Raw genomic sequence first — 22379 nt, forward strand, 5'->3', positions numbered from 1 at the left:
CCTCCGTCGCAGAGCTTTGAACCAGAAGCTAGCACAAGGGTTGACGGTTCGGATAAACTGTCAACCCAAAACCGGTTTCGATCCTGAGGGAGCGCTCGACCATGACTTTCGACACGGTGATCCTCAACGGCCGTTGGTTCGACGGGACCGGCAGACCGTCGGCAATCCGCAACATCGGGATCCGTGACGGCCGGGTGGCTGCGGTGAGCACAGATCCGATCGAGGGGATCGAGGTCGTCGATGCTGCGGGGTGCTGGGTGATGCCGGGAATCATCGACATCCACACCCACTACGACGCGGAGGTGCTGGCCGCGCCTGGACTCACCGAATCCCTACGTCACGGCGTGACGTCGATCGTGATGGGCTCGTGCTCGCTGTCCACGGTCCACGTCAACGCCTCGGAGGCCGCCGACCTGTTCGGCCGCGTCGAGGCCATCCCGCACGAACATGTCGTGCGCATCGTCGGAGAGCACAAGAACTGGACCGGCGCCGAGGAGTATGTGCAGGCGTTGGAGGACCTGCCACTGGGCCCCAACGTGACGGCCTTCATCGGCCATTCGGACATGCGCGTGGCGGTGATGGGACTCGACAGAGCTACCCGCAAGGACGTTCGGCCAACCCGCGATGAACAGGCCCGCCTGGAGGACATGCTGACTGAGGCGCTCGATGCCGGTTTGATCGGGATGTCTTCGCAACAACTGCTTTTCGACCGCATCGACGGCGATGTATGCCGCTCACGAACATTGCCCTCGACCTACGCCAAGGCCAGAGAACTGCGCCGGCTCAAGTCACTGCTGCGCCGCCGCGACCGCGCGCTGCAATCGGGACCCGACATCACTCACCCGCACAACATCGTGTCGCAAGCAATGCAGTCGGTGGGTTTCGGGCGCCCGCGACTCAAGACGAGCCTGCTGGCAGCTGCAGACATGAAATCCGCACCCGGCGGAATGTGGATCACCGTGGTGCTGGCCGCCATCGCCAACCGGCTCGGCGGTGACTTCCGGTTCCAGCACCTGCCCGTCCCGTTCGAGGTGTATGCCGACGGGATCGATCTGGTCATCTTCGAGGAGTTTGGTTCGGGCGCGGCAGCACTGCATCTCAAGACCGAGATGGAGCGCAACGAGCTGATCAAGGACGAGCAATACCGCCGGCAGTTCCGTAAGGACTACGACAACAGGTTCGGTCCGCGTGCCTGGCACCGAGACTTCTTCGATGCCGAGATCGTGGCGTGCCCTGATCAGAGTCTGATCGGCAAGTCGTTCGGCGATGTCGGTGTCGAGCGCGGCGGTCTGCACCCGGTGGATGCATTCCTTGACCTGGTTCTCGAACATGGCAACGATTTACGTTGGCGGACTACGATTTCCAACCACCGGCCCAAGATGCTGCGACAACTGGCAGTCAAAGGCGGCATCCAGATGGGCTTCTCCGACGCAGGCGCGCATCTGCGCAACATGGCGTTCTACAACTGTGGGCTGAGACTGCTGCGTCATGTGCGCGACGCGCAACGGGCCGGGCAGGAGTTCATGACCGTCGAACGCGCCGTCCACCGGCTGACCGGGGAACTCGCCGACTGGTATCACCTGGACGCCGGGCATCTACGCATCGGTGACTGGGCCGACGTGCTGGTGGTCGACCCCGAACGTCTCGACGCGACGCTCGACGACTATCAGGAAGCACCCATCCCCGCGTTCGGCGGGCTCAGCCGGATGGTCAACCGCAACGACGCCACTGTTCGGACTGTTATGGTGGCCGGGCAGACGGTATTCGCCGATGGCCAACCGTCGGAGTTGGTGGGCCGCCGGCGCACGGGTAGTTTCCTGCGCGCCGACGGGCGCCCACGCAACGCGCCGCTGCCCCGTAGCGTTGGGCACCCGAACGTCGCAACGGTATGAGTGAGCCCCAGCGGCTGACCGTCGAGCTTGCGCATCTGCGTTTTGAAGCACTGGCCTGGGGGCCCGAGGACGGCCGGCTGATGCTGTGCCTGCACGGGTATCCTGATACGGCATGGACATGGCGCCACGTTGGTCCGTTCTTCGCCGAACAAGGATTCCGTGTCGTCGCACCGTTCATGCGCGGTTACGGACCCACCGAACTCGCCCGTGACGGCGACTACGGCATCGGCGCCCTGATGTTCGATGCGATCGCCTTGCATGCCGCACTCGGCGGCGGCGCCGATGCGGTCCTGGTCGGCCACGACTGGGGCGGCTTGGCCGCCAACGGCATCGCCGCACACCCGGACAACCCGTTCGAGAAGGTCGTTTCGATGGGTGTGCCCATGGTGGCCGGACTCAAGCCCGGATCCGGCCGTGGACGCATCCTGATGCGGGTCCTACCCAGACAGGTGCGTATGAGTTGGTACGTGCTGTTCCAACAGCTTCCGGGTGTCTCCGAGCGCAGTCTGGGATGGGTCCTGCCGAAGTTGTGGCGGGACTGGTGCCCACCGGGCTATGACGCCGGCGTCGACCTCGCGCGGCTGCGCGAAAGCCTGACTGGTCCGCGCCGCCGCACCGCCGCATTGTCCTACTACCGGGCACAGTTTCGGCCGCTGCGGCGTGGCAGACGCCACCGCGCCCTGGACCAGTACGCGATGAGCAGTGCGCCGTTGCTGCCGATGCTGGTCATGCACGGCCGGATCGACGGCGCGATCGACGCGCGGATGGGGGAGTTGGGAATGCATGTGCTCCCGCCTGGAAGCAGACACGAAGTCATCGATGGTGCAGGACATTTCATGCATCTCGACCAACGCAGCACGGTGCACGAGCTGATCAAGGAGTACGTGACGGCATGACAGATGTAACATTCCGTAAGATGCGATTCGACATCGACAAGTCGATCCCGTTCCAGTGGAATCCGGCCAATCCGGCTTCCGGAGTTCAAGCCAACATGATCTCGTTTATGGCCGTGGGGTTCGAGCGCTACATCGTGCTGGCCGTGCGCGAGGCGCTGAAAACCATGACCGATCCGGATCTGCGCGAAGAGGCCGAGGTCTTCATCGCGCAGGAGGCCCAACACACCGCTGCGCACCGCAAGCACGTTAACGCGATGATCGCGCGCCATCCGGGTCTACAGCAGGTTCTCGACGACGTCAACGCGTCCTATGAGGAGCTCTACGACAGCAGGCCGTTGAAGTTCCACCTCGCCTACGTCGCCAGCCTGGAAGCGACGTTCCCACCGCTGTTCACCTTCATGATCGAACAGCGGGAAAGGTTGTTCCACGGCGATTCCCGCATTGCTTCATTGTTCCTCTGGCACTACATCGAGGAGATCGAACACCGTAGTTCGGCGGAGTTGATCTTCGACGGGGTGGTGGGGGACCGGTTCTATCGGCTCCGTACCCTGCGCACATCGATGGCGCACATCAGTTCACTTGCCCAGCTGATTGCCGACGGATTTTGCGCCCACGTGCCTGCTGAGGCGATCGGAGTACCGGTGGACGCGGCCACCAAGACGATATGGAAAGACGAATTCGTCGCCAGAGCACCGTTTCTGCGTCGGAGGGCCGGCTCCCGGGCGCCGAGCATCTATGCCGGTATTCCGACACGTCGGCTGCTCAAACTCGTTGGCGGCCTGGTTCGATCGCAGCTGCCCAACCATCACACCGCCACCGTCGCCGTACCCCCGTGGTACCACACCTGGATGACCAGCTACTACGCTGGCGAGGACATGGCGCACTACTACGGAACCACCGCCGTCGCAGGATAATCCGGCCGCCGACGATTCGCCCCACCATTGCAGCCAGCCACGGTCTGCCTTATCGAATCATGTTTGTGCCAAGCAGTATTCAATTGACAGAGGCGCTGCGTGAGTTGGTGCGTGGTGTCAGCATCCCACATGGCGGGAGGGAAAACCTCGCGCCGAGGCTGGTGCTGAATCATCGGCCGTGACGGTGCCGGCGCTGGGGCGTGTGGGCGAATCTGGAGGTATCGGGATCGCCGGTGCTGCGCAGTGCTGTGCAGTCGGGGTATGGGCCGATAATGTGCGCAGTCACTGGCGCAGGTGAGTCATGTTCCGCATCGGATACCGCAGGTGGGACGCGCGAGCGCCTGGCCAGTCGCTACGATTCCGAATGACGACTTGTCATATCGAGCAAAGGACTACCAAGGCATGCGCAGCCACGGTTGGTCGGGCCACGCACCGACTTCCGACGACGAGGCGATCGAACGCATCCTCGATGCGGCTGATGTCATCGTTGAAGAACGCGGCGCCGCGATGAAGATCGCCGATGTCGCGAGGGCGGTCGGTGTGTCGCGTCAGACCATATACCGCTACTTTCCCAGCTCGGACGCGTTGCTTGTCGCCACTGCCGTACGGAGTGCAGATGGCTTCCTCGACCACCTCGCAGCTCACGTGGGAACCACGTCCGACCCGGTGACAGCTGTGGTGGACGGGGTAGCGTTCGCGATCGAGACGTTGCCCGACGAACCCAAGATCGTCACGATGCTGACGAACAGCAAGCCCGGAGCCGGCGTCGCATCGGAAACCTCGTTGGCATTCAGTCGGGCGATGCTGCACAGATACCACGTCGACTGGGAGCACGAAGGATTCGATGAGGCTGCTCTAGGCGAGCTGGCCGAGCTGTGTTTGCGGATTCTGCATTCCTTCCTGCTCGAGCCTGGTGTGCCACCCCGCAACGGTATCGAACTTCGAGATGTTCTCACCCGCTGGATCGGTCCGGCCGTGTTGTATCCACACATGGCGCGGGCAATGGGCGCGTTCTCGGCGATGACCAAGCCGCGACGGCGGCGGGCACGGCGCACCGGATAGTGCACCGAGTCACCGACAGGTCAACGGGTAGAAGCCAATTCATCGTCATCGGGTGTGTCGGCAGGGAAAGAACTGTCGGGCCGGTCGGCTGAGAACCGTTCTGGGGTATACCCAAAGGGCTAACAGCGGCGCGGGTGGGCACCGCCCTGCTCGGCTTCCAGGGAGCACGGGGCTTATTCGAAATCGGTGTCGAAAACCATATGGATGTCATCCGCGTTGGGGCCGGGTGGGAAGCCCGCGGCGCCGTCGAAGCAACCGCACCCACGGCGACCAACGCGGTGGCGCGCATTCAGACTGAGCGAGTCGGGATTCGATGGTCTGGAACAGTTCTTCGACCACGACGTCGTGGGTGGGCTGGACGAACACGCGAAACCACCACGTGCCCTTGCGGTCGGCGACTTGAGCGTCGATGGTGTGCCGTAGCAGGGTGCCGCCTCGGCGGTCCAGTAGCTCGAATGCGTGGTGACCGTCGAGTCGGCGTCCGCCGATGTCGTCGAAGGTGAATTCGATCAGTCGGCGGGGGACCATGGCGGTGCAGCGGTACCGCACGGCGCTGTGGCCGCCTGCGGCTCCCACCCGCAGTGGCCCATCGAGTTTCATCGGTGGCCAGTTTCGGTGTGGCCACACGGCATCAGAGTCTTGTCCGATCTCGCCTAGCAGGTCCCAGACGACGTCCGCGGGTGCGGCCAGCCACCTCTCGTGCACGTTTCGTATGGGCCGATCGGGCAGGACCGAGCGCCCGGTCGGGTGTGGTGGGCGTTGTCGCCTCATGAGCCGGACCGCCGCAGGAAATCGATCGCGACGGCTTCGAACTGGTGTTGTGCTTCGGTCATGGTCCAATGCCCGCAGGGGAAGATGTGCAGTTCGGCATCGGGTATCACCCGCATCGGCAGCAGTGCCATGTCCAGGGGGCTGACCCGATCATCTCGACCCCAGGTGAGCAGGGTCGGGCAGGTGAGTTTGTGCAGCATCGACCAGTACGGTGGCGTGTCACTTTGAGCCAGGAATCGTTGTTGGGCGGCGAAGGCCGCTGAGCCGTACATGGACTTGAGGGTCTGCTGGGCATCGGGATCGGTGGCGGCCAGCCAGCGCTCCTCGATCAGTTTGTCGGTCACCAACGTTGGATCGGCGACCATCGCCCGCAGCCACTGGACGAGTTTGTCCTTCGATGGGGCGTCGGCGAATTCCTGGAGCAGGCGCATGCCCTCGCTGGCGACGGAGCTGAAGAGGTTGGGGCCGATACCGCCGATGGTGACCAGCTTGCTCACCCGATCACCATGGCTGAGTGCAACGTTCACCGCGGCGACCGCACCCATCGAATTGCCGATGAAAGATGCGGCGGGGATGCCGAGCGCGTCCATGAACCGCACGATGGAGCTGGAAGCGGCCACGACGGGGTGCCCGCCTACCGGGTCGCTCACGCCGAACCCGGGAAATTCGAGGATGTAGGTGTGGAAATGCTGGGCGAAGGCGGCGACGTTGTGGCGATAGTTGCGCCAACCGGTGACACCGATCCCCGATCCGTGCAGCAGTATCAGCGGCGCGCCTGATCCCGCTTCGTGGTAACGGAGCGTGCCCTGTTCGGTCTGAATTTCACGTTTGCTGCCCTCGTAATCTACGTCCATAACACCAACCTAGAACATGTTCTAGTTAGCATGCCTACTGACCTGTTGGGTGTCGCGCCATCGTTGTGACCTGGGCGCTACGCGCACTGGGCTCGGGGCGCATTGATGTGGTCGTTATACCTGCTAAGCAGAACGGGTGGTTCTGATTCGTGAAATTCCGGCCGGATAGGTAACCCTCGATCCCGCCACGATCACCTTCTTCACCATCCCGGCACCGGAATCGCCGCCTGCAAGTAGGGCCAGGGCTGCATCCGTGGCTACGAACTTCACCCGAGCTTGATCGGCTTTGTCGGGTTCTCAACTAGTCCCGCATACCGAGCGCCGTTCACGGCTCTAAGGTGTTTCCCGACTTTGTCGGACGTACATGCATCTGCTGCCCGATCGGGTCTTCATCGGTGAGCAGGGTGGTCGTCGAGGTGTCACGGGTGGTGGCGAAGACGCGTTGGCCGTCGTCGCATCGCCCGGCCACGATGCCCACGGGGCCGTCCTTGGTGTGTTTGACGGTGTAGGTCTCCACTGTCACAGCACCCTGGGTACGCGCGGCAACGTCGACACCCGCCTCAGAATCGAGCAGGTCCTGGACGGGTCGGTCTGCGCTCGGTTGCCATTCACAGGGGGTTGTCGAGTACACACCCACCGAGTATTTGCACGCTGGTCCACCTGTCGCGGAGACCATTCCGAACGTTGCAGGCGTTGCCCGGATCCGTTGGTAGGTTTCGCATATTGCGTGCATTGCATAGTTGTTGCCCGGGCCGCCGAAAAACGGAAGTCCGCCGGTGACGGTGAAACCTCGCGGGTCGGCCTCGTCCAGGCCGAGACCGTCGGTCAGCGTGAACACGGCGATGGGGAAGCAGCTGTACAGGTCGAGAAAGGACACGTCGTTCACGGTCAGAGACGACATTGTGAGCGCGGTCTGGACCGCACGCACCGCCGCCGGGCTCTGAGAAAGATCAGTCCGGTCGAGGATGCGCCGGCCGTCGAGGTCGCTGTGGCCGTGCAGGTGCACCCATTGATCCGGATCTACGCCCAGGCGCTGCGCGGCCCGTCTGGACATGATGACGACTGCGGCAGCCTGGTTGACGCGGTCCTGCGCAACCAGTGACCGAGTGTAGGGCTGCGCGATGTACCGGTTGCTCACGGTGGCGGTGATCAGGTCGTGCACGCTTCGGGGGCTGCGTGCGACGGCATGAGGGTTGGCCGCGGCGACTGTTTGCATGGGCGCCAATAGCCTGCCCATCCGCTGGGCATATTCGTCGCGGTTCATTCCGAGACGAGCACGCCGGGCGTTCTCGAATACGGCGAATTGACTTGTGGGCTCAGTCAAACCGGACTCCCAGAGCAACGCGAGCGGCAAGCCGTCTAGGCCGAGGCCGCGGTCTTCCAGTTGCCCGTCGCGGTGCTCGCCGAAAACGGCCGGTCGTGACTGCGCTGCCAGGTGGCGTTGGGTGGCCACGGCCTCCGACCCGAACAGGACCCCGACATGGCTGCGCCCCGCGGCGATGTCACCCGCAAGTTCGGTGAGCATCCGTTGCGGGGTGTGCCCACCGACGGTACCCAGAACGGCGCGCTCAGGGTCTGCACCCACGCGATCGCAGACCGAGCGTGGGTAGTTACCGGCGTGGGACGTCTGCGACGGTATCGAATCGGCATACGAGCGAATGCCGATCGCCGTGTCGATCCGGGCCGTGAGCTCGCGGATCCGGCATCCGGTGTCTTCGATCGCGCGACGTACCGCATTGGTGGCCAGGTCGATTGGCGTCAGTTCCGAATATTCCGGATCGCCGCAGCGTTCCGAGAACTGCCCAGCACCAACCACGACCGGGGTGCATGGATCGACGTTACTGCCCATACTGACTCGCCTTCTACCGCTCTACGCTCAGCTTGCCGGCCGCGACCCTCGAACCACCACTGGACGTGAAGCTAGCATCTAGATGTCCAGCCACGTGGATGAGCTTTTTGTGGGAGTCCGATGCGGCGGTCCGGCGTCTGGGCTGGTGGGCATCGGGAACCGGGCCCCGGAACGGTCGGCCGTCGGCGTAGGTTCGTGCATTTCGGTGTGCCAACACTATTCACCAGTGAAGAGTGGAGCGCGTTTGTCCAGAAAAGCGCGGGGCCCTTCTTTAGCATCTTTCGACATCATCACCGCCATGCCGAGTTCAAGTTCTCTCGGGTACGCCTCTGCTTCGGTCTTCTCGAGATTCTCGATGACCGAAGCCTTGATGTTGCGCACCGCGAGTGGACCGTTCGAGGCGAGCCGCACGGCGAGTTCGTGCGCACGCGCCAGTGCGCCCCCGGTCGGTGTCACGTGACCCACCAGGCCGATGTCGTAGGCGCGCTGCCCGGATATCGGATCGCCCACGATGAGCATGTCCATCGCCACGGTGTAGGGGATCTGGCGCGGCAGGCGGATGGTCGAGGCGCTCATCGGGAACAGGCCGCGCTGCACTTCGCTGACAGCGAGTTGAGCGTCAGCGGCTGCGACTCGGATGTCAATCGCCTGCAGAATCTCCATCCCGCCGGCATAGCAATAGCCTTCTACCGCGGCCACGATCGGTTTCTTGACGTAGTGGTCTTTGAGGAATCCCTTGTAGGGGATGGAGATGTCGTCACGAATACGCTCCTCGAACTCGTCAGCCGGCGCAGCTCCCGACAACAGGGCGCCGATAAGCCTTTCGAGGTCGGCGCCGGCGGAGAAGTTGCCTCCCGCGCCCGTCAAAACGCCCACGCGCAAGTCGGGATCGTTGTCGAGCAGATCCCACGTATCGCACAGTCGGCAGAGCATTTCGGCGTTGAACGCGTTGCGCTTGTGCGGGCGGTTCAGCGTGATCGTCAGGATATGGCCATCGCGTTCCAGGAGGACTGCAGGATCAGACACGCCGTCGATGGTAGCGTGCCGCTTGACGGTTGCTTGAAAGTGTCATGTCAAGGTTGGAGTCCTGATGGCGGCGATCTTCCCCTCCGAAGCCCCTGGTTCGCATCACGGTGTCGACGCACTGTGGCACCCACTGCATGCCGGGCACTTGCTGATCGGCGCACTGAAAAGACACGCCGACAAGCCACTGCTTTCCGTCGGTGACACCACACTGACCGGACGCGAACTCGCGAACCGGATCGACCAGTATGTCCAGGCATTCGAAGCGCTCGGCGCTGGTGGCGACGCTATGGCCGGGCTCTTGGCGCTGAACCGGCCCGAGGTGCTGATGGTCGCCGGGGCAGCCCAGACTCAAGGCTATCGACGGACACCTCTGCATCCCCTCGGCTCGCTCACCGATCACGCCTACGTCCTCAACGACGCCGAAGCGACCGCGCTGATCATCGACCCCAATCCGGTGTTCGTCGAACGTGCGGTGGCGCTACTGGATAAAGTCGCCACACTCGAACACGTCCTGACATTCGGACCGGTGCCGCCAGAACTCGCAGGCCGTGGGACCGACCTGAACGAGGTAGCTGCGGGTTTCACGCCACGTCCACTGGTTGCTGCCGAACTGGGCCCTGATCACATCGGGGGTATCAGCTACACCGGGGGAACGACGGGCAACCCGAAGGGCGTGGTCCTGACGCCACGGGCCACAACAGCGATGGCCTCGATTCAGCTCGCCGAGTGGGAGTGGCCAGACACGCCGCGATTTCTGATGATCACCCCACTGTCGCACGCCGGCGGCGCGTTTTTCACCCCGGTGGTGGTCAAGGGGGGAGAGATGATCGTCCTGTCGAACTTCGATCCGGCTGAGATCTTGAAGATCATCGAGGAAAAGCGGATCACCGCAACGTTTCTGGTCCCGGCGATGCTGTATGCGTTGCTGGACCATCCGGATTCGCACACCCGTGACCTTTCCTCCCTGGAAACGGTGTACTACGGGGCCTCGCCGATGAACCCCGTCCGGCTTGCTGAGGCGATCGGCCGGTTCGGCAAGATCTTCGCCCAGACGTATGGGCAAACCGAGGCGCCGATGGCGATCACCTACCTTGCCAGGGACGACCATGACGAGAAACGCCTGACGTCGTGTGGTCGACCGACACTGTTCGCGCGTTGCGCGCTGCTGGATGCCCAGGGACAAGCGGTACCGCAGGGAGAGGTCGGCGAGATCTGTGTGAGCGGACCACTCTTGGCCAGCGGCTACTGGAAGCTGCCCCAGCAGACGGCCGAGACGTTCCGAGATGGTTGGTTGCACACCGGCGATCTGGCGCGTGAGGACGAGGATGGCTTCTGGTTCATCGTCGACCGCGTCAAGGACATGATCGTTTCTGGCGGATTCAACGTGTATCCGCGTGAAGTTGAGGATGTCGTCGCAGAACATGGCGCCGTCGGCCAGGTGTGTGTGGTGGGTGCGCCCGATCAGAAATGGGGTGAGGCGGTGACCGCCGTTGTGGTGCTGCGTCCAGATGCGGCAGCCGACGAGTCTGCGGTGGCGACCATGACGGCGCAGATTCAGGCGGCGGTCAAGGCGCGCAAGGGATCCGTGCACGTGCCGAAGCGAATCGTCGTGGTCGATAGTCTGCCTTTGACCGCACTGGGCAAGCCCGATAAGAAAGCGGTGCGAAACAGATTCTGGACAGGTGAGTCTCGCAACATCGGCTGAGCCGCAGCGGGGCCGCCGCGGCTAGGGTCCAGCCAGGCCCATCATCGCTGTGACGCCGTGGTCGCGTCCAGCGGTGTAGCCACCGTCAACGGCAATTGCCTGGCCACTGAGGAACGAGGCGTCCGGCGAGACGAGAAAGGCTGCAGTGGCGGCGATTTCATCGGCCCTGCCCAGTCGGCGCAATGCGTGTTCGTTGATGGTCTTGTCTCGCATCTCGGCCATGAAAGGCTCGGCGGTCAACACCGACAGCAGCGGGGTGTCGACGAAACCGGGGCAGATCGCGTTGCACCGGATACCGATGGGACCGTAGTCAAGGGCGATGTTTTTGGTCAGCAGGATCACTCCGCCTTTTGAGGCGTTGTAGCAGCTACCGCCGGCCGTACCCTCGATTCCTTCGATGCTCGCCAGCGTCACGATGGCACCGCGCTCACCGTTGACCCGCTCTTGTCCGACCATTCTGGTAAGCGCAGCCTTGGCGACAACGAAAGTGCCGGTCAGGTTGATCGCAATGACGCGATCCCATTCCGCCCGGTCCAAAAGGTGCACAGGTCCTCCGCTGGCCACCCCGGCGGAGTGGACGACCCCGGCGATCCTGCCTGTCGCGGCGGCAAACACCTGCGAGACGTCGGCCTCGTCAGTGACATCGGCCGCGACGAACGTGTAGCCGCCCGGGCCGCCGAGGACTTCGCTGCCCGGATTCACATCACACCCGATGACTGTGGCCCCTTCCTTCAGAAGGCGGCGCGCAGTGGCCAGCCCTATGCCGGATGAGGCTCCGGTGACAATCATCGTTGATCCTTGAAGACGGGTCACTAGCACCTCTTTCGTTTGAACGACGAGCAAACGCCAGTGCAGATTGCGGTCATCGCCGTCACAGGTGGGATCGTGTTTTCAACTCGGGTTGGCCCACGCAGATCAGGGGTGAAGCCCGTCCTGCCGTTGGCCGGTACTGATGACCATACGCGTTAGACAGAGTGGATGGCCATCGTTTGATCCCGGATCGCCGAGCGACGACAGGACATAATTGCCAAGATGTAGGGATATGGGATGAGTCGAGAGATCCAAAGAGCGACGCGATAGCCAACTTGGTTGGTGACATGCTGCGGTGGATGCCCCAGTTCCTGCTGCCTTTTCTTGGCATCCTCACCAACCCGCTTTTTCGCAGTGACGCTCCAGCACTACATCATCAGCGCCCTACGCGACACCAAAAGCCAATCAGAGCAACTAATTCCGCAGGAGGGGACTGGATTGCCGATCGTCGACAGTCGCGTGGCCTCGCATGGTTCCACCAGAGTGGGTGAGCAGAATAGCCAGACTGTAATGTCTTCGTCCTATGGAAGGTTTCATCGTAGATGGACTGACGCCGTCGGAGATCGCTGCCGAAGTGGAGATGTTTTCGCCTTTGTCAGAAAGCGTGCGGTCGCTGATCGAGGCAGCCACCCTCACCGCTGTCGGGTCGGAGGGGATCGAGGCCTCGCGCCGCATGATCGACGAGGCCACGGGAATGCTCGGGGCGCGGCAGGTGCCGACGTTGGGTATCCGTGCCGGCGAAGGTGGCGCACGCAGAATGTGGGGCAATGCGCTCACCGGGATCCGCAATCCCATCGCTCCGCCGGTCGAGTTCCACCATGATGGCAGCGGTTTGGTGTGGACGAGTCTGCAATTGGGCCCGGTGTACGAAGGGATGCCTGGCATCGTCCACGGTGGGTTCGTCGCGATGATCTTCGATCATCTGCTGGGCGAAGCTGCCGAGGCCGCGGGGACGGCAGGAGTGACCGGCACACTCACGGTGCGGTATCACCGCCCGATGCCGATCGGCCCGCTCTACGCGCAGGCAAGGGCCGGTGTGGCCGAAGGACGCAAGATAGCTGTCACCGGCCGGATGGCGACGAGTCCCGGTGGGGACGTCATCGCCGATGCCGAGGGGACCTACATCACGCCGCGGTGGGCGCTCGATAGCTGAAGCCAGCGTGGCAGCATAGTTGACTACGGTCATCTGTCCCTGTGACACAAAGCTTTCCAGGCGTGCGGTGTGGCTGGGGCTTTCAGCTGGTGAGCCCAGCCAGCGCTAGGCGTGCCGCGTTGAATCCGCACATGCCGTGTGCACCCGGTCCCGGTGGGGTGGCCGCTGAGCAGATGTACATGCCAGGTAGGCCCAGGTGGTAGGGAGACAGCGTGGTTCGTGGTCCGAATACGAGCTGACGAATGTCTTTGGCGCCGGTATTGATGTCTCCGCCTACGTAGTTGGTGTTGTAAGAGGCCAGTTCGGTGGCCGATGTGGTGCTGTGACCGACAATGCGTTCGCGAAAGCCGGGTGCGAACCGTTCGATCTGGGCGATCATCGCCGCAGTCGCGTCGCCTTGGAATCCGTTGGGCACATGGGCGTAGGTCCACAGCGGGTGAACGGTTCCCGCTGAGCGCTGCGGGTCGGCCAGATACTGTTGGCCCACCAGCATGAATGGCCGCTCGGGCATGTGCCCGGCAGCGATAGCGCGCTCGGTGGCAGCTAGTTCGGCGTAGTCGCCGCCGAGGTGAACCATCGCGGCCCGGCGAGCCTCGGGGTTGGTCCACGGCACGCCTCCCTCGACGGCGAAGTCGACCTTGAACGCCGCGGGGCCGAAGCGGAATCGCCGGAACGACTTGGCGATACGTGCCGGCAGTCGATCTCCGAGGATCCCGGCGACACCGACAGGGTCGAGGTCGAACACTGTGATGTCGGCCGGCGGCAGCTGCGTGGCCGAGGTGATGCGGGTACCGGTTTCGATCACGCCACCGAGGTCGGCGAGCAGCGCGGCCAGTGCCCTGGTGATCGACTGTGAGCCACCGGCGGCCACCGCCCATCCGTCGTGGTGTCCGGCGGTCAGGATGCCCAGCCCGATCGCGGAGGTGAGCGGGCGGTGCAGTGGCTGGAAGGTGTGGGCGGCAACACCGCCGAAGAGGGCGCGCGCCTGGGCTGTGGCGAAACCTTTGACCAGCATCGATGCCGGCAATAACGTCGGTAGGCCGAACCTGGCCAACGCCAGCGGGTGGCAGGGGAGGTGCAGCAATGGTCCGAGAATGTCCTCGCACAGCCTGTCGTAGCGGGACACGTTGTGGCTGAACAATGCCCGCCACCGTCGGCCGTCGGGCCCCAGCGCCTCGGCGGTGCGCTCGACTGAGCGGTACAGCACCCCGGCAGACCCATCGTCGAGCGGGTGCACGCAGTCGATCTCGGCATGCAACCACTTCAAGCCGTAGCGGTGCAGGTCGAGCTCGGCCAAAAAAGGCGATCCGGCAGCTATCGTGTGAAATCCAGAGCATCGGTCATGAAGCAGTCCCGGCACGATCGCCTCCACCGTGCGGGTGCCCCCGCCGACGGTGTCATCGGCTTCCAGGACGGTGACCGACAGGCCCGCGCGTGCCAAGGTCACGGCCGCCGCCAGGCCGTTCGGGCCGGAGCCGACAATGAGTGCTCTGCTCATTGGTTCAGTGCCGCATCTCGTAGTCGTCGGGATTCGGGCGGTTGGTCCATTTCCAGTAGTCCACGATGCGGAAACCATAGAGGCTGGGGACCATGCCCGCCGCATTCTTGTAGTAGCTGGCGACATTCGGGTAGGTGTAGACCATTGTCTTGAGCCGGGCTTGGTTGCGCCGGTTGTAGTCCTGGCACACCTCGGGGCGTACCGTCGCGCTGCGGGCATCGTTGGCGATGACCATGTCGAGGCAGCCCAGGATGTAACGCATCTGGCATTCGGAGTTGTAAATGATGCTGGCGCCGTTGACGGCGTTGGTGCCCGGCCCGTACATGCAGTAGAAGTTGGGAAATCCCGGCACGGTGATACCGAGATAGGCGTAGGGGGATTGTCCCCACGCGTCATTGAGTGCCTGGCCGTCCACGCCGCGAATATCGATTGGCCCGAGTTGATGGTTGACATCGAAACCTGTGGCCCACAACAGGATATCGGCGGGTCGGTGGGTTCCGTCGACGGTTCGGACCCCATCTGCGGTGAGCTCGGCGATGCCGTCGCGAATCAGCTCCACATCGTCACGTTGCAGGGTTTTGAGCCAGGTCCCGTTGTCCTGCAGCATCCGCTTGCCCATCGGAGGGTAGGTGGGAATCACCTTGGCGAGAAGCTCTTCGTCGTCGGTGAATGCCCGCATCCAGGCGATCAGCATCTCTCGCACGGCGTGGTTGGCTTCACCGCAGGACAGCCCGTCGGTGTCCCAATCGGGGTCGACCATCACCCGGTCCTCGGCGGCGTCGGTGAGCGGCCACCACGAGATGAAGCGCAGCCAACGCCCGTAATAGGGCAGGTGACGGATCGCCCACCGGGCACCATCTGGGATGGCGTCATGATAGGTGACATTGGGGGCCATCCACTGCGGCGTGCGCTGATAGACATCGACCTGCTCGGTGCGATCGGCGATGGCCGGGACGAGCTGGAAGCCGCTGGCTCCGGCGCCGATCACTGCGACCCGTTTGCCGCTGAGGTCGACATCGTCGCGCCAGTTCGCCGTGTGGAACGACGGTCCGTGGAAAGCACTGGTGCCTTTGATATCCGGAATGACAGGGTTGCTGAACTGGCCGACCGCACAGATGAGCGCACGCGCCTGCAACTGCTCGACGGCACCGTCGCTAGGGCGAATACCCACACGCCAGGTTGAGGTTTCGTCGTCCCAGGCAGCGTCGGTGACCTCGGTCGAAAACCGCACGTGCGAGGCGATGTCGTACTTCGCCATGACTCGTTCGAGGTAGCCGAGAATCTCCGGCTGCTCTGAGTAGTAATGCGTCCAGTGGTCGCTGGGCTCGAAAGAGTAGGCGTAGTACTGGTTGGCAATGTCGACGCGGCAGCCCGGATAGCGGTTGGCCCGCCAGGTGCCGCCTACCCCGCTCTGCTTGTCGATGATGGTGAACGGAATGCCGGCCTGCTTGAGTTTGATGCCGGCCAACAGACCCGCCTCGCCACACCCGATCACCACCACCGGGAAGGTACTGCGCTGCTGGGCGGTTGACCCCAGCGCTGGGCCGGTCTGGTCGGCATCAGAGAGGCGAAGGTCGGCGGCAACATAGTCGACGTAGTCCTCGGTGACCTGGCCGACCGACATGACGTCGAGCATGAGGCGCATCTGCTCGGCGTTCGGAACGAACGGTGGGGGGCATCCGCGGTCCCGGTAGTCGCACACCACATCGAACGCCCGGTCGCGCACGACCTGTTTGTCGGCCTCATTCATGCCGCCCTGCAGGTCCATCGGGATGAGCATGAACGGTCTGGGCAGTTCGTCGAGCAGGCCCATGTCGCCGGTCATGTGCACCATCGACATCAGCAGCGCCGGCACGCTCGCGTCGTTGATCGCCGCACGGATGACATCGTCGTTGTCGTCGAAGGGGAGCCCGAGCAGCGCATCCGGTGCGCACTGCTGGCGAGGGTCATCGAGAAGATCGTTGTCTCTCATGCGGGGCAATGCTAGCGTCAGGGTTGACACAATACAAGGAATGTCCAGTCAATGTGGAGGGGTCATGTCCGAACAGCGCACCGAGGCGGTCGCCTTCTCATTCGAGACGGGCGGAGATCTCGATGAGGTCCTGGCGCCCGTGCGTAAGGCGGCCGAAACAGTCACCACCCAGTTGCCTTTCGTGGCGTCGATGACACGTCGGGTGCTCGATCATTTCCTCACCAAGGGCCTCGACATCACCGAGGACGTCAAGATCGTGCCTGCGGACGTGTTCACGAGCGCGCAGCGTCACGTCGCCGATCGCGAGATGATGCGGCGGGTGCCACATGTGATTGCGTGGGGTGGTGAGATTGCCGAGCCGGGCGATTTCACCACCAAGGATGTGATGGGCACGCCTGTGCTGTTGGTGCGCGGTAAAGACGGCCTTGCAAAGGCTTTCGCCAACGTATGCGCACACCGAGGCGCCCAGGTCGCCGACGGTTGCGGGCACGCGACCAGATTCACCTGCCCCTACCACGCCTGGAGCTACGACCTAGACGGCCGGCTGGCCAGTGTGCCGGGCCGGCGGATGTTCGACGGGGTTGACTTGTCGCAGTTGGGTCTGCGCCCGCTGCCGGCCGGCGAACAGGCCGGGCTCATCGTGGTCGCCCTCGATCAATCAGTCTCGGTGGACGGTTTCCTCGACGACGCGCTCGCGGACCTGACAAGCTTCGGGTTCCACCGATACGCCCATGCGCAGAGCATGGATTTGCAGTTGCGGGCGAACTGGAAGCTGGCAGTCGACGTGAACTTTGAGGGCTATCACTTCCCGTTCCTGCACAAGGACACGCTGGCGCCGATCGTCACCAACAACTCGGTGTTCGACATTTTCGGTGCCCACTGCAGATGGGCATTCCCGTTCCGCAACATCGAAGACCTTCGCGAGCTGCCCGAGCAGGATTGGCCCGAGCGGTTCAGCGGGTCGGTGGTGTACGGCATCTTCCCGAGTTGCGTCCTGGTCGAATCCCCGGTTTCGACGCTGATGCTGCGCATCTATCCCGGTGACACGGCCGACACCAGCGTCGTGCACATGATCGGCGGCGCCCTCCATCCCATGGTGACCGATGCGGATCGAATGTTGGCCCAAGCCGGCTTCGACGGGGCCACGGCGGTGCTGCGGGACGAAGATTTCCCGGCAGCTGAGGCGTGCCAGCGCGGCGCTGAGCACGGACTCGAACAGATCATCCTCGGCCGATCTGAACCGCTTGTGCAGCACCTGCATCGCCAATGGGATGCGGCGCTGATGCTCACACGGTGAGCATCACCTTGGTGCAGTCAGCGGTGCGCGCTGCCACCTTCGCGTAGCCCTCAGCGGCCTTCTCAAGGCCAATGCGATGGGTGAAAATGCCTCGGGTGTCCAGTTTTCCGGCAGCGATCAGCGGCAGCGTTTCGCGCCAGGCCGACTGTACGGCGGCCATCGACATCCGTAGAGTGATCGACCGGTGGACCCCGATGAGCATCGGCATCGGATACGGCGCGAGATCGTGGATGCCCACCACCGACACGATCCCGCCGGTGCGCACCGCGGCGAAAGCCGAATCCAGTGACCTGTCTGTGGCTACCGCGTCGATGACCACGTCGACCCCCCGCCCCGCAGTCGCCTCGAGAATGGCGGCCGCGACGTCCCCGTCGAGTGGAGTACCGCCGCAGGCTTCGGCGTGAGCTCGTCGGCCCGCGACCGGATCGAACACGAAAACCCTTGCGGCCCCCAGGCTCAGCGCTGAGCGCACCGCGCACAGCCCGACCGCGCCGAGACCGAGGACGAGCACCGAGTCCCCAGGACCCACTTCGCCACGTCGTGCCGCGGTCCATCCGGTCGCCAGGTTGTCGGTCAGCAGCAGCGCGGCTTCGTCGTCGATTGATTCAGGCAGTACCTGCAGAGTGTGATCGGCCAGCGGCACCGCGAGAAGCTCAGCCTGTGCTCCACCGAGGGCTCCACCGAAACCGAAGATGGCCGAGCCGCTCTGGCATGTCGCAGGGTCGCCTGCACCGCAGCCTGAGCAGTGACCGCAGCCGGCGATGCACGACACCATCACCCGGTCACCGACGGCGACTGTACGTGCCGCACTTCCCAATTCAACGACCGTGCCGACCGCTTCATGGCCGATCGCCAGACCGTCGACCGAGGGCAGGTCACCGTCATAGAAATGCAGATCAGAGCCGCAGATCGCGGCGGCATCGACGGCGATCACGGCCCCGTGTGGCCCCGGCAGCTGCGGATTCGGTACCGACTCGACCTGGACATCGCCGCCACTGTTCATGATCACCGCACGCATGTGTTCTCCCGTGTTCGAGCTGTCGCACCAGAGGTCGACGTCGATGCTAGCCTACGGATGGACGGAATCTGATAAGTGTCAAATCAAAGGGATGGTTGATGGCCAGACTGGGGCCCGAACTCGCCAAGGTCCACCGCGAGTTGAGGTGGGTTGCTCGCGCACTGCCCGGCGGGTATGGCCTGCACCGCGGGTTGGCCCTGCCGCGTGCGGTGATGAATCTTGCGGTCCGCACTGGCCGGCTCAAGCGGGTGAGTGTTGTTGCCGTCAACCCCGATGTGAGCGTGCGGGTGCATCGTTTGTCCGACCTGTCCGGGCCGCAACCTGCACTTCTGTGGATTCACGGCGGCGGCACGGTGATGGGGGGTGCTGCCCAGGAGGATCGGTTCTGTAGCCGGCTGATGAACTTCAGCGACGTGTCAGTCGTGGCGGTCGACCACCGATTGGCGCCCGAGCATCCGCATCCGACGCCGGTGGAGGATTGCTACGTGGCGCTGCAGTGGCTGGCGCGTCAACCGTGGGTGGACCCTGCGCGGATTGCCGTCGGAGGGGCAAGTGCCGGTGGGGGTTTCGCGGCGATGCTGGCATTCCTGGCGCGCGACCGCGCGGAGGTGACCCCCGCATTGCAGCTGCTGGTCTACCCGATGCTCGACGACCGCACTGGTGAGGCCGCAGGGCATCATGGTCGGCGCGTGATGTGGTCGGCGCGTGACAATCAGATCGCCTGGCGGTGGTATCTCGGCTCGGCCGACCCGGCCGCAGCGGTGCCCTCTCGCCGCACCGATTTGGCGGGCCTGGCGCCGGCATGGATCGGAGTGGGCTCCCTGGATCTGTTTCACGACGAATCGAGGACCTACGCCGGCCGTCTGCGCGACGCCGGCGTGCCCACCCGCCTGCACATCGCCGAAGGCGCCTTTCATGCCTTCGACATGATTGCGCCGAAAGCCTCGGTGTCACAGCGATTTTTCGCCAGCCAATGCCGAGCGCTGCGATCGAGCCTAGTCGATGAACCGTCACACCCCTGACACCTGAGCGACGTTCTCTCGCCCCGCGATGGCCGTCATCGAAGCGCAACCTAGCGATCCCGGGCACGCCACGTCGCATGCCAACCACAGGACCCCTGGCCGGGTCGGCGACCGTTGGAGGGAGTCGCGCTGAGGCTCATCTCGGCGGATTCGCACCGACGAGAACCTCGTCGTCCAGCGATGGGCATCGGTTAGACCGGCGGATTGCGAGTGCAGCGCACTCCGGTGAATTCTCGAACGCCCCGTGGTACCGTCACCATCGCTGGACAAACAGTAATAAGTGTCAAGTGTTGAACTGTGCGATGGCGGTGACCCGTGCATGGGCGAGGCACTGTTCGCTCCCCGGCCGCGAAACCGCAAGATTACTGGACGGCATGCCCGCGGTAGTGGTGAATAGCAGTGCATCAGTGGAGGTTTCGAGTGCGGTGCCACAGTGCTGACTACGTCGGCGCACCGCGATCGGGCCATGTCGGCACCAGGATAGCGAGGCACGGTGCGGATCGGTTACACCCCCGAGCAGGAGGAGCTGCGCCGCGAGTTGCGCGCGTACTTCTCTAAGTTGATGACGCCCGAACGGGTCGAGGCACTCAACTCGTCCGAGGGCGAGATGGGTCGAGGCAACGTCTACCGCGACACCGTCGCGCAGATGGGCAAGGACGGCTGGCTGACGCTGAACTGGCCCGAGGAGTACGGCGGCCAGGCGCGTACCCCGATGGAATCGCTGATCTTCACCGACGAGGCCGCGATCGCGGGCGCGCCGGTGCCGTTCCTAACAATCAACAGCGTCGCGCCGACGATCATGCACTTCGGCACCGAGGAGCAGAAGAAGTTCTTCCTGCCCAAGATCGCCGCGGGTGAGCTGCATTTCTCGATCGGCTACTCCGAGCCGGGTGCGGGCACTGACCTGGCCGCGCTGCGGACCACGGCGGTGCGCGACGGCGATGACTATGTGGTCAACGGCCAGAAGATGTGGACCAGCCTGATCGCCTATGCCGACTACGTGTGGCTGGCCGTGCGCACCAACTCCGAGGCCAAGAAGCACCGCGGCATCTCGATGCTGATCATGCCGACCACCGCCGAGGGCTTCTCCTGGACGCCGGTGCACACCGTGTCCGACGCCGATACCAGTGCCACCTACTACCAGGATGTGCGCGTCCCGGCGACCAACCTGGTCGGCGAGGAGAATGCCGGCTGGAAGTTGGTGACCAACCAGCTCAATCATGAGCGTGTCGCGCTGGTGTCCTCGCAGCCGATCTACGTCGCGCTGGACGGGGTCCGCGAATGGGCCCAGAACACCGTGGATGTGCACGGCAAGCGGGTCATCGACTCCGAGTGGGTGCAGCTGAACCTGGCTCGGGTGCATGCCAAGGCCGAGGTGCTCAAGCTGATCAACTGGGAGCTGGCCTCTGTGGATGGTGCGCCTTCTCCGGCGGATGCGTCGGCGGCCAAGGTGTACGGGACCGAGCTGGCCACCGAGGCCTACCGCCTGCTGATGGAGGTGCTGGGTACCTCGGCGACGCTGCGCCCGGACAGCAAGGGCGCGCATTTGCGTGGGAAGATCGACCAGGCCCATCGCCGCTGTCTGATCCTGACCTTCGGCGGCGGCACCAACGAGATTCAGCGTGACATCATCGGCATGGTCGCGCTCGGCTTACCTCGGGTGAATCGCTAGCGGCGGTTTATGGGTAGCTCAGTGGTCGTGCGCGGCGTTGGGTGAGCATGATGGTCATGATCTGGATTTCTTGGGTTTGATCGGCGACCATGAGGGCAGCTGCGCGGCGGACGATGTCGGTCGAGGTGTGTTGGGCAGCGTGGGCGGCCATGTCGATGCCGCCTTGGTGGTGGCGCAGCATGAGTTGTAGGTAGAGGGTTTCGTTGGCGGTTCCGGTGGCGCGTTGCAGTCGGATGAGGTCTGCTGGTGTTGCCATGCCGGGCATGGCCGCAGCGAGCATGGTGTGATCGTGGTGGCCGTGCATCCATGCCATGGGTGTTGCCGATGAGGGTGCTGCGCCGGCCAGCTGGAGCCATCCGGTCATCTGGCCGATTTCGTTGAGTTGGGTGAAGCGGATCTGTTCTGCCAAGGCTCGTACATCGCCGGCGGCGTCGGCGGTAAGCATGTCCGACAGAGTGATCGCTTGTTGGTGATGGGCCGACATGTCTTGCGCGAAGCCAATATCGAGCGCGGACAGTAAGGGAGACGGATCGTCGCGCTGAGTGGCCGCCGCCCCGATGATGCCGCCTAGGACGGCCACCATGAGCAGTGCTGCGATGCGCCCGATGATGGTGGTGGTCATCGCGGTGGGTAGACGGCGGGGTCGAGACGCAGCGCCAGGAAGCCGTTGTCTGAGCAGGTGACATAGAGCAGATTGTCGCGGAACTCCGGCGGGGACATGCACCAGTCCGCTGACAGGTCCAGGCCAATGATGCGGCCCTGCTCGACGATATCGTTGCCGTTGATCTGCCCGTTGAGGATGGCCTGGGCAATCGATATGGCACTGCTGGCCGGCGGCACGACCACTCCGCCGAAGCGCACGTGTTGGGAGTTGGGAAGCTGGTCATTTTTGGCTCTTGTGACGTTTCCGTGGGTGGTTTGTTGATTTGAGGTGGGCGCACGTCGTTGCGGCTCTAGGTTTCTGGCTT

General features: G+C 63.8%; 18 protein-coding genes and 1 pseudogene. 9 read left to right on the plus strand and 10 right to left on the minus strand.

What is annotated here, in order from left to right:
• Positions 1-101: 101 nt before the first annotated feature.
• From A5699_RS04960 to A5699_RS04975, 4 genes are all read left to right on the plus strand, one after another.
• The gene (locus tag A5699_RS04960) at positions 102-1892 is read left to right on the plus strand and encodes an amidohydrolase family protein (RefSeq protein ID WP_067766267.1); all 1791 of its coding nucleotides are present in this window, start codon (positions 102-104) and stop codon (positions 1890-1892) included.
• Positions 1889-2788, plus strand: a complete 900-nt coding sequence (locus A5699_RS04965) for an alpha/beta fold hydrolase (RefSeq protein WP_067766273.1) — start codon at positions 1889-1891, stop codon at positions 2786-2788. The genes A5699_RS04960 and A5699_RS04965 overlap by 4 nt, the downstream gene beginning before the upstream one ends.
• A 20-nt stretch (positions 2789-2808) precedes the next feature.
• The gene (locus A5699_RS04970) at positions 2809-3702 is read left to right on the plus strand and encodes a metal-dependent hydrolase (protein WP_197508191.1); all 894 of its coding nucleotides are present in this window, start codon (positions 2809-2811) and stop codon (positions 3700-3702) included.
• A gap of 402 nt (positions 3703-4104) precedes the next feature.
• Positions 4105-4764, plus strand: a complete 660-nt coding sequence (locus tag A5699_RS04975) for a TetR/AcrR family transcriptional regulator (RefSeq protein WP_067766285.1) — start codon at positions 4105-4107, stop codon at positions 4762-4764.
• Positions 4765-4971: 207 nt separating this feature from the next.
• Here A5699_RS04975 and A5699_RS04980 read toward each other — a convergent pair whose 3' ends face one another.
• The 4 genes from A5699_RS04980 to A5699_RS04995 all read right to left on the minus strand — a co-directional run bounded on the left by A5699_RS04980 (position 4972) and on the right by A5699_RS04995 (position 9264).
• Positions 4972-5364, minus strand: coding sequence for an SRPBCC family protein (locus A5699_RS04980; protein ID WP_157561091.1), 393 nt, complete (start codon positions 5362-5364; stop codon positions 4972-4974).
• A gap of 167 nt (positions 5365-5531) precedes the next feature.
• A complete protein-coding gene (locus A5699_RS04985; RefSeq protein WP_067766290.1) occupies positions 5532-6389 on the minus strand; it encodes an alpha/beta fold hydrolase in 858 nt (285 codons plus the stop codon).
• Between the two features lie 325 nt (positions 6390-6714).
• Positions 6715-8238 (minus strand): hypothetical protein, encoded by a 1524-nt coding sequence (locus A5699_RS04990; RefSeq protein WP_067766292.1) that lies wholly within the window; start codon positions 8236-8238, stop codon positions 6715-6717.
• A gap of 216 nt (positions 8239-8454) precedes the next feature.
• Positions 8455-9264, minus strand: a complete 810-nt coding sequence (locus A5699_RS04995) for a crotonase/enoyl-CoA hydratase family protein (RefSeq protein ID WP_231965587.1) — start codon at positions 9262-9264, stop codon at positions 8455-8457.
• Positions 9265-9328: 64 nt separating this feature from the next.
• Here A5699_RS04995 and fadD8 point away from each other — a divergent pair, with 64 nt between their 5' ends.
• A complete protein-coding gene (gene fadD8, locus A5699_RS05000; protein ID WP_067766297.1) occupies positions 9329-10969 on the plus strand; it encodes a fatty-acid--CoA ligase FadD8 in 1641 nt (546 codons plus the stop codon).
• Between the two features lie 21 nt (positions 10970-10990).
• Here the strand turns inward: fadD8 and A5699_RS05005 are convergent, their stop codons facing one another.
• Positions 10991-11758, minus strand: coding sequence for an SDR family NAD(P)-dependent oxidoreductase (locus A5699_RS05005; protein WP_067766300.1), 768 nt, complete (start codon positions 11756-11758; stop codon positions 10991-10993).
• 544 nt (positions 11759-12302) lie between these two features.
• Between A5699_RS05005 and A5699_RS05010 the strand changes: the two genes are divergently transcribed.
• Entirely contained in the window at positions 12303-12932 is a 630-nt protein-coding gene (locus A5699_RS05010) for a PaaI family thioesterase (protein WP_067766303.1), read from the plus strand.
• A gap of 82 nt (positions 12933-13014) precedes the next feature.
• Here A5699_RS05010 and A5699_RS05015 read toward each other — a convergent pair whose 3' ends face one another.
• Both A5699_RS05015 and A5699_RS05020 read right to left on the minus strand, forming a co-directional pair.
• Entirely contained in the window at positions 13015-14430 is a 1416-nt protein-coding gene (locus tag A5699_RS05015; protein ID WP_067766306.1) for an NAD(P)/FAD-dependent oxidoreductase, read from the minus strand.
• 4 nt (positions 14431-14434) lie between these two features.
• Positions 14435-16402, minus strand: a complete 1968-nt coding sequence (locus A5699_RS05020; RefSeq protein ID WP_067766308.1) for an NAD(P)/FAD-dependent oxidoreductase — start codon at positions 16400-16402, stop codon at positions 14435-14437.
• A 64-nt stretch (positions 16403-16466) separates the two neighbouring features.
• On the opposite strand from A5699_RS05020, the gene A5699_RS28950 reads away from it, so the two are divergent.
• Positions 16467-17699: an aromatic ring-hydroxylating dioxygenase subunit alpha gene (locus A5699_RS28950; RefSeq protein WP_197508192.1), complete on the plus strand. Its 1233-nt coding sequence runs from the start codon at positions 16467-16469 to the stop codon at positions 17697-17699.
• Here A5699_RS28950 and A5699_RS05030 read toward each other — a convergent pair.
• Entirely contained in the window at positions 17689-18717 is a 1029-nt protein-coding gene (locus A5699_RS05030) for an alcohol dehydrogenase catalytic domain-containing protein (protein WP_067766310.1), read from the minus strand. The two genes, A5699_RS28950 and A5699_RS05030, sit on opposite strands and share 11 nt — an antisense overlap.
• Positions 18718-18815: 98 nt before the next feature.
• Between A5699_RS05030 and A5699_RS05035 the strand changes: the two genes are divergently transcribed.
• Both A5699_RS05035 and A5699_RS05040 read left to right on the plus strand, forming a co-directional pair.
• The gene (locus A5699_RS05035; RefSeq protein ID WP_067766313.1) at positions 18816-19739 is read left to right on the plus strand and encodes an alpha/beta hydrolase; all 924 of its coding nucleotides are present in this window, start codon (positions 18816-18818) and stop codon (positions 19737-19739) included.
• A gap of 493 nt (positions 19740-20232) precedes the next feature.
• Complete coding sequence (locus A5699_RS05040; protein WP_067766315.1) at positions 20233-21411, plus strand: acyl-CoA dehydrogenase family protein; 1179 nt, start codon at positions 20233-20235, stop codon at positions 21409-21411.
• Between the two features lie 7 nt (positions 21412-21418).
• Here the strand turns inward: A5699_RS05040 and A5699_RS05045 are convergent, their stop codons facing one another.
• Both A5699_RS05045 and A5699_RS29805 read right to left on the minus strand, forming a co-directional pair.
• Positions 21419-22033 (minus strand): DUF305 domain-containing protein, encoded by a 615-nt coding sequence (locus tag A5699_RS05045; protein WP_067766318.1) that lies wholly within the window; start codon positions 22031-22033, stop codon positions 21419-21421.
• Positions 22030-22379: pseudogene (locus tag A5699_RS29805) on the minus strand (hypothetical protein); the annotation flags it as partial. The pseudogene A5699_RS29805 and the gene A5699_RS05045, both read right to left, overlap by 4 nt.

The sequence above is a fragment of the Mycobacterium sp. E802 genome (assembly GCF_001666875.1).
Lineage (GTDB): Bacteria > Actinomycetota > Actinomycetes > Mycobacteriales > Mycobacteriaceae > Mycobacterium.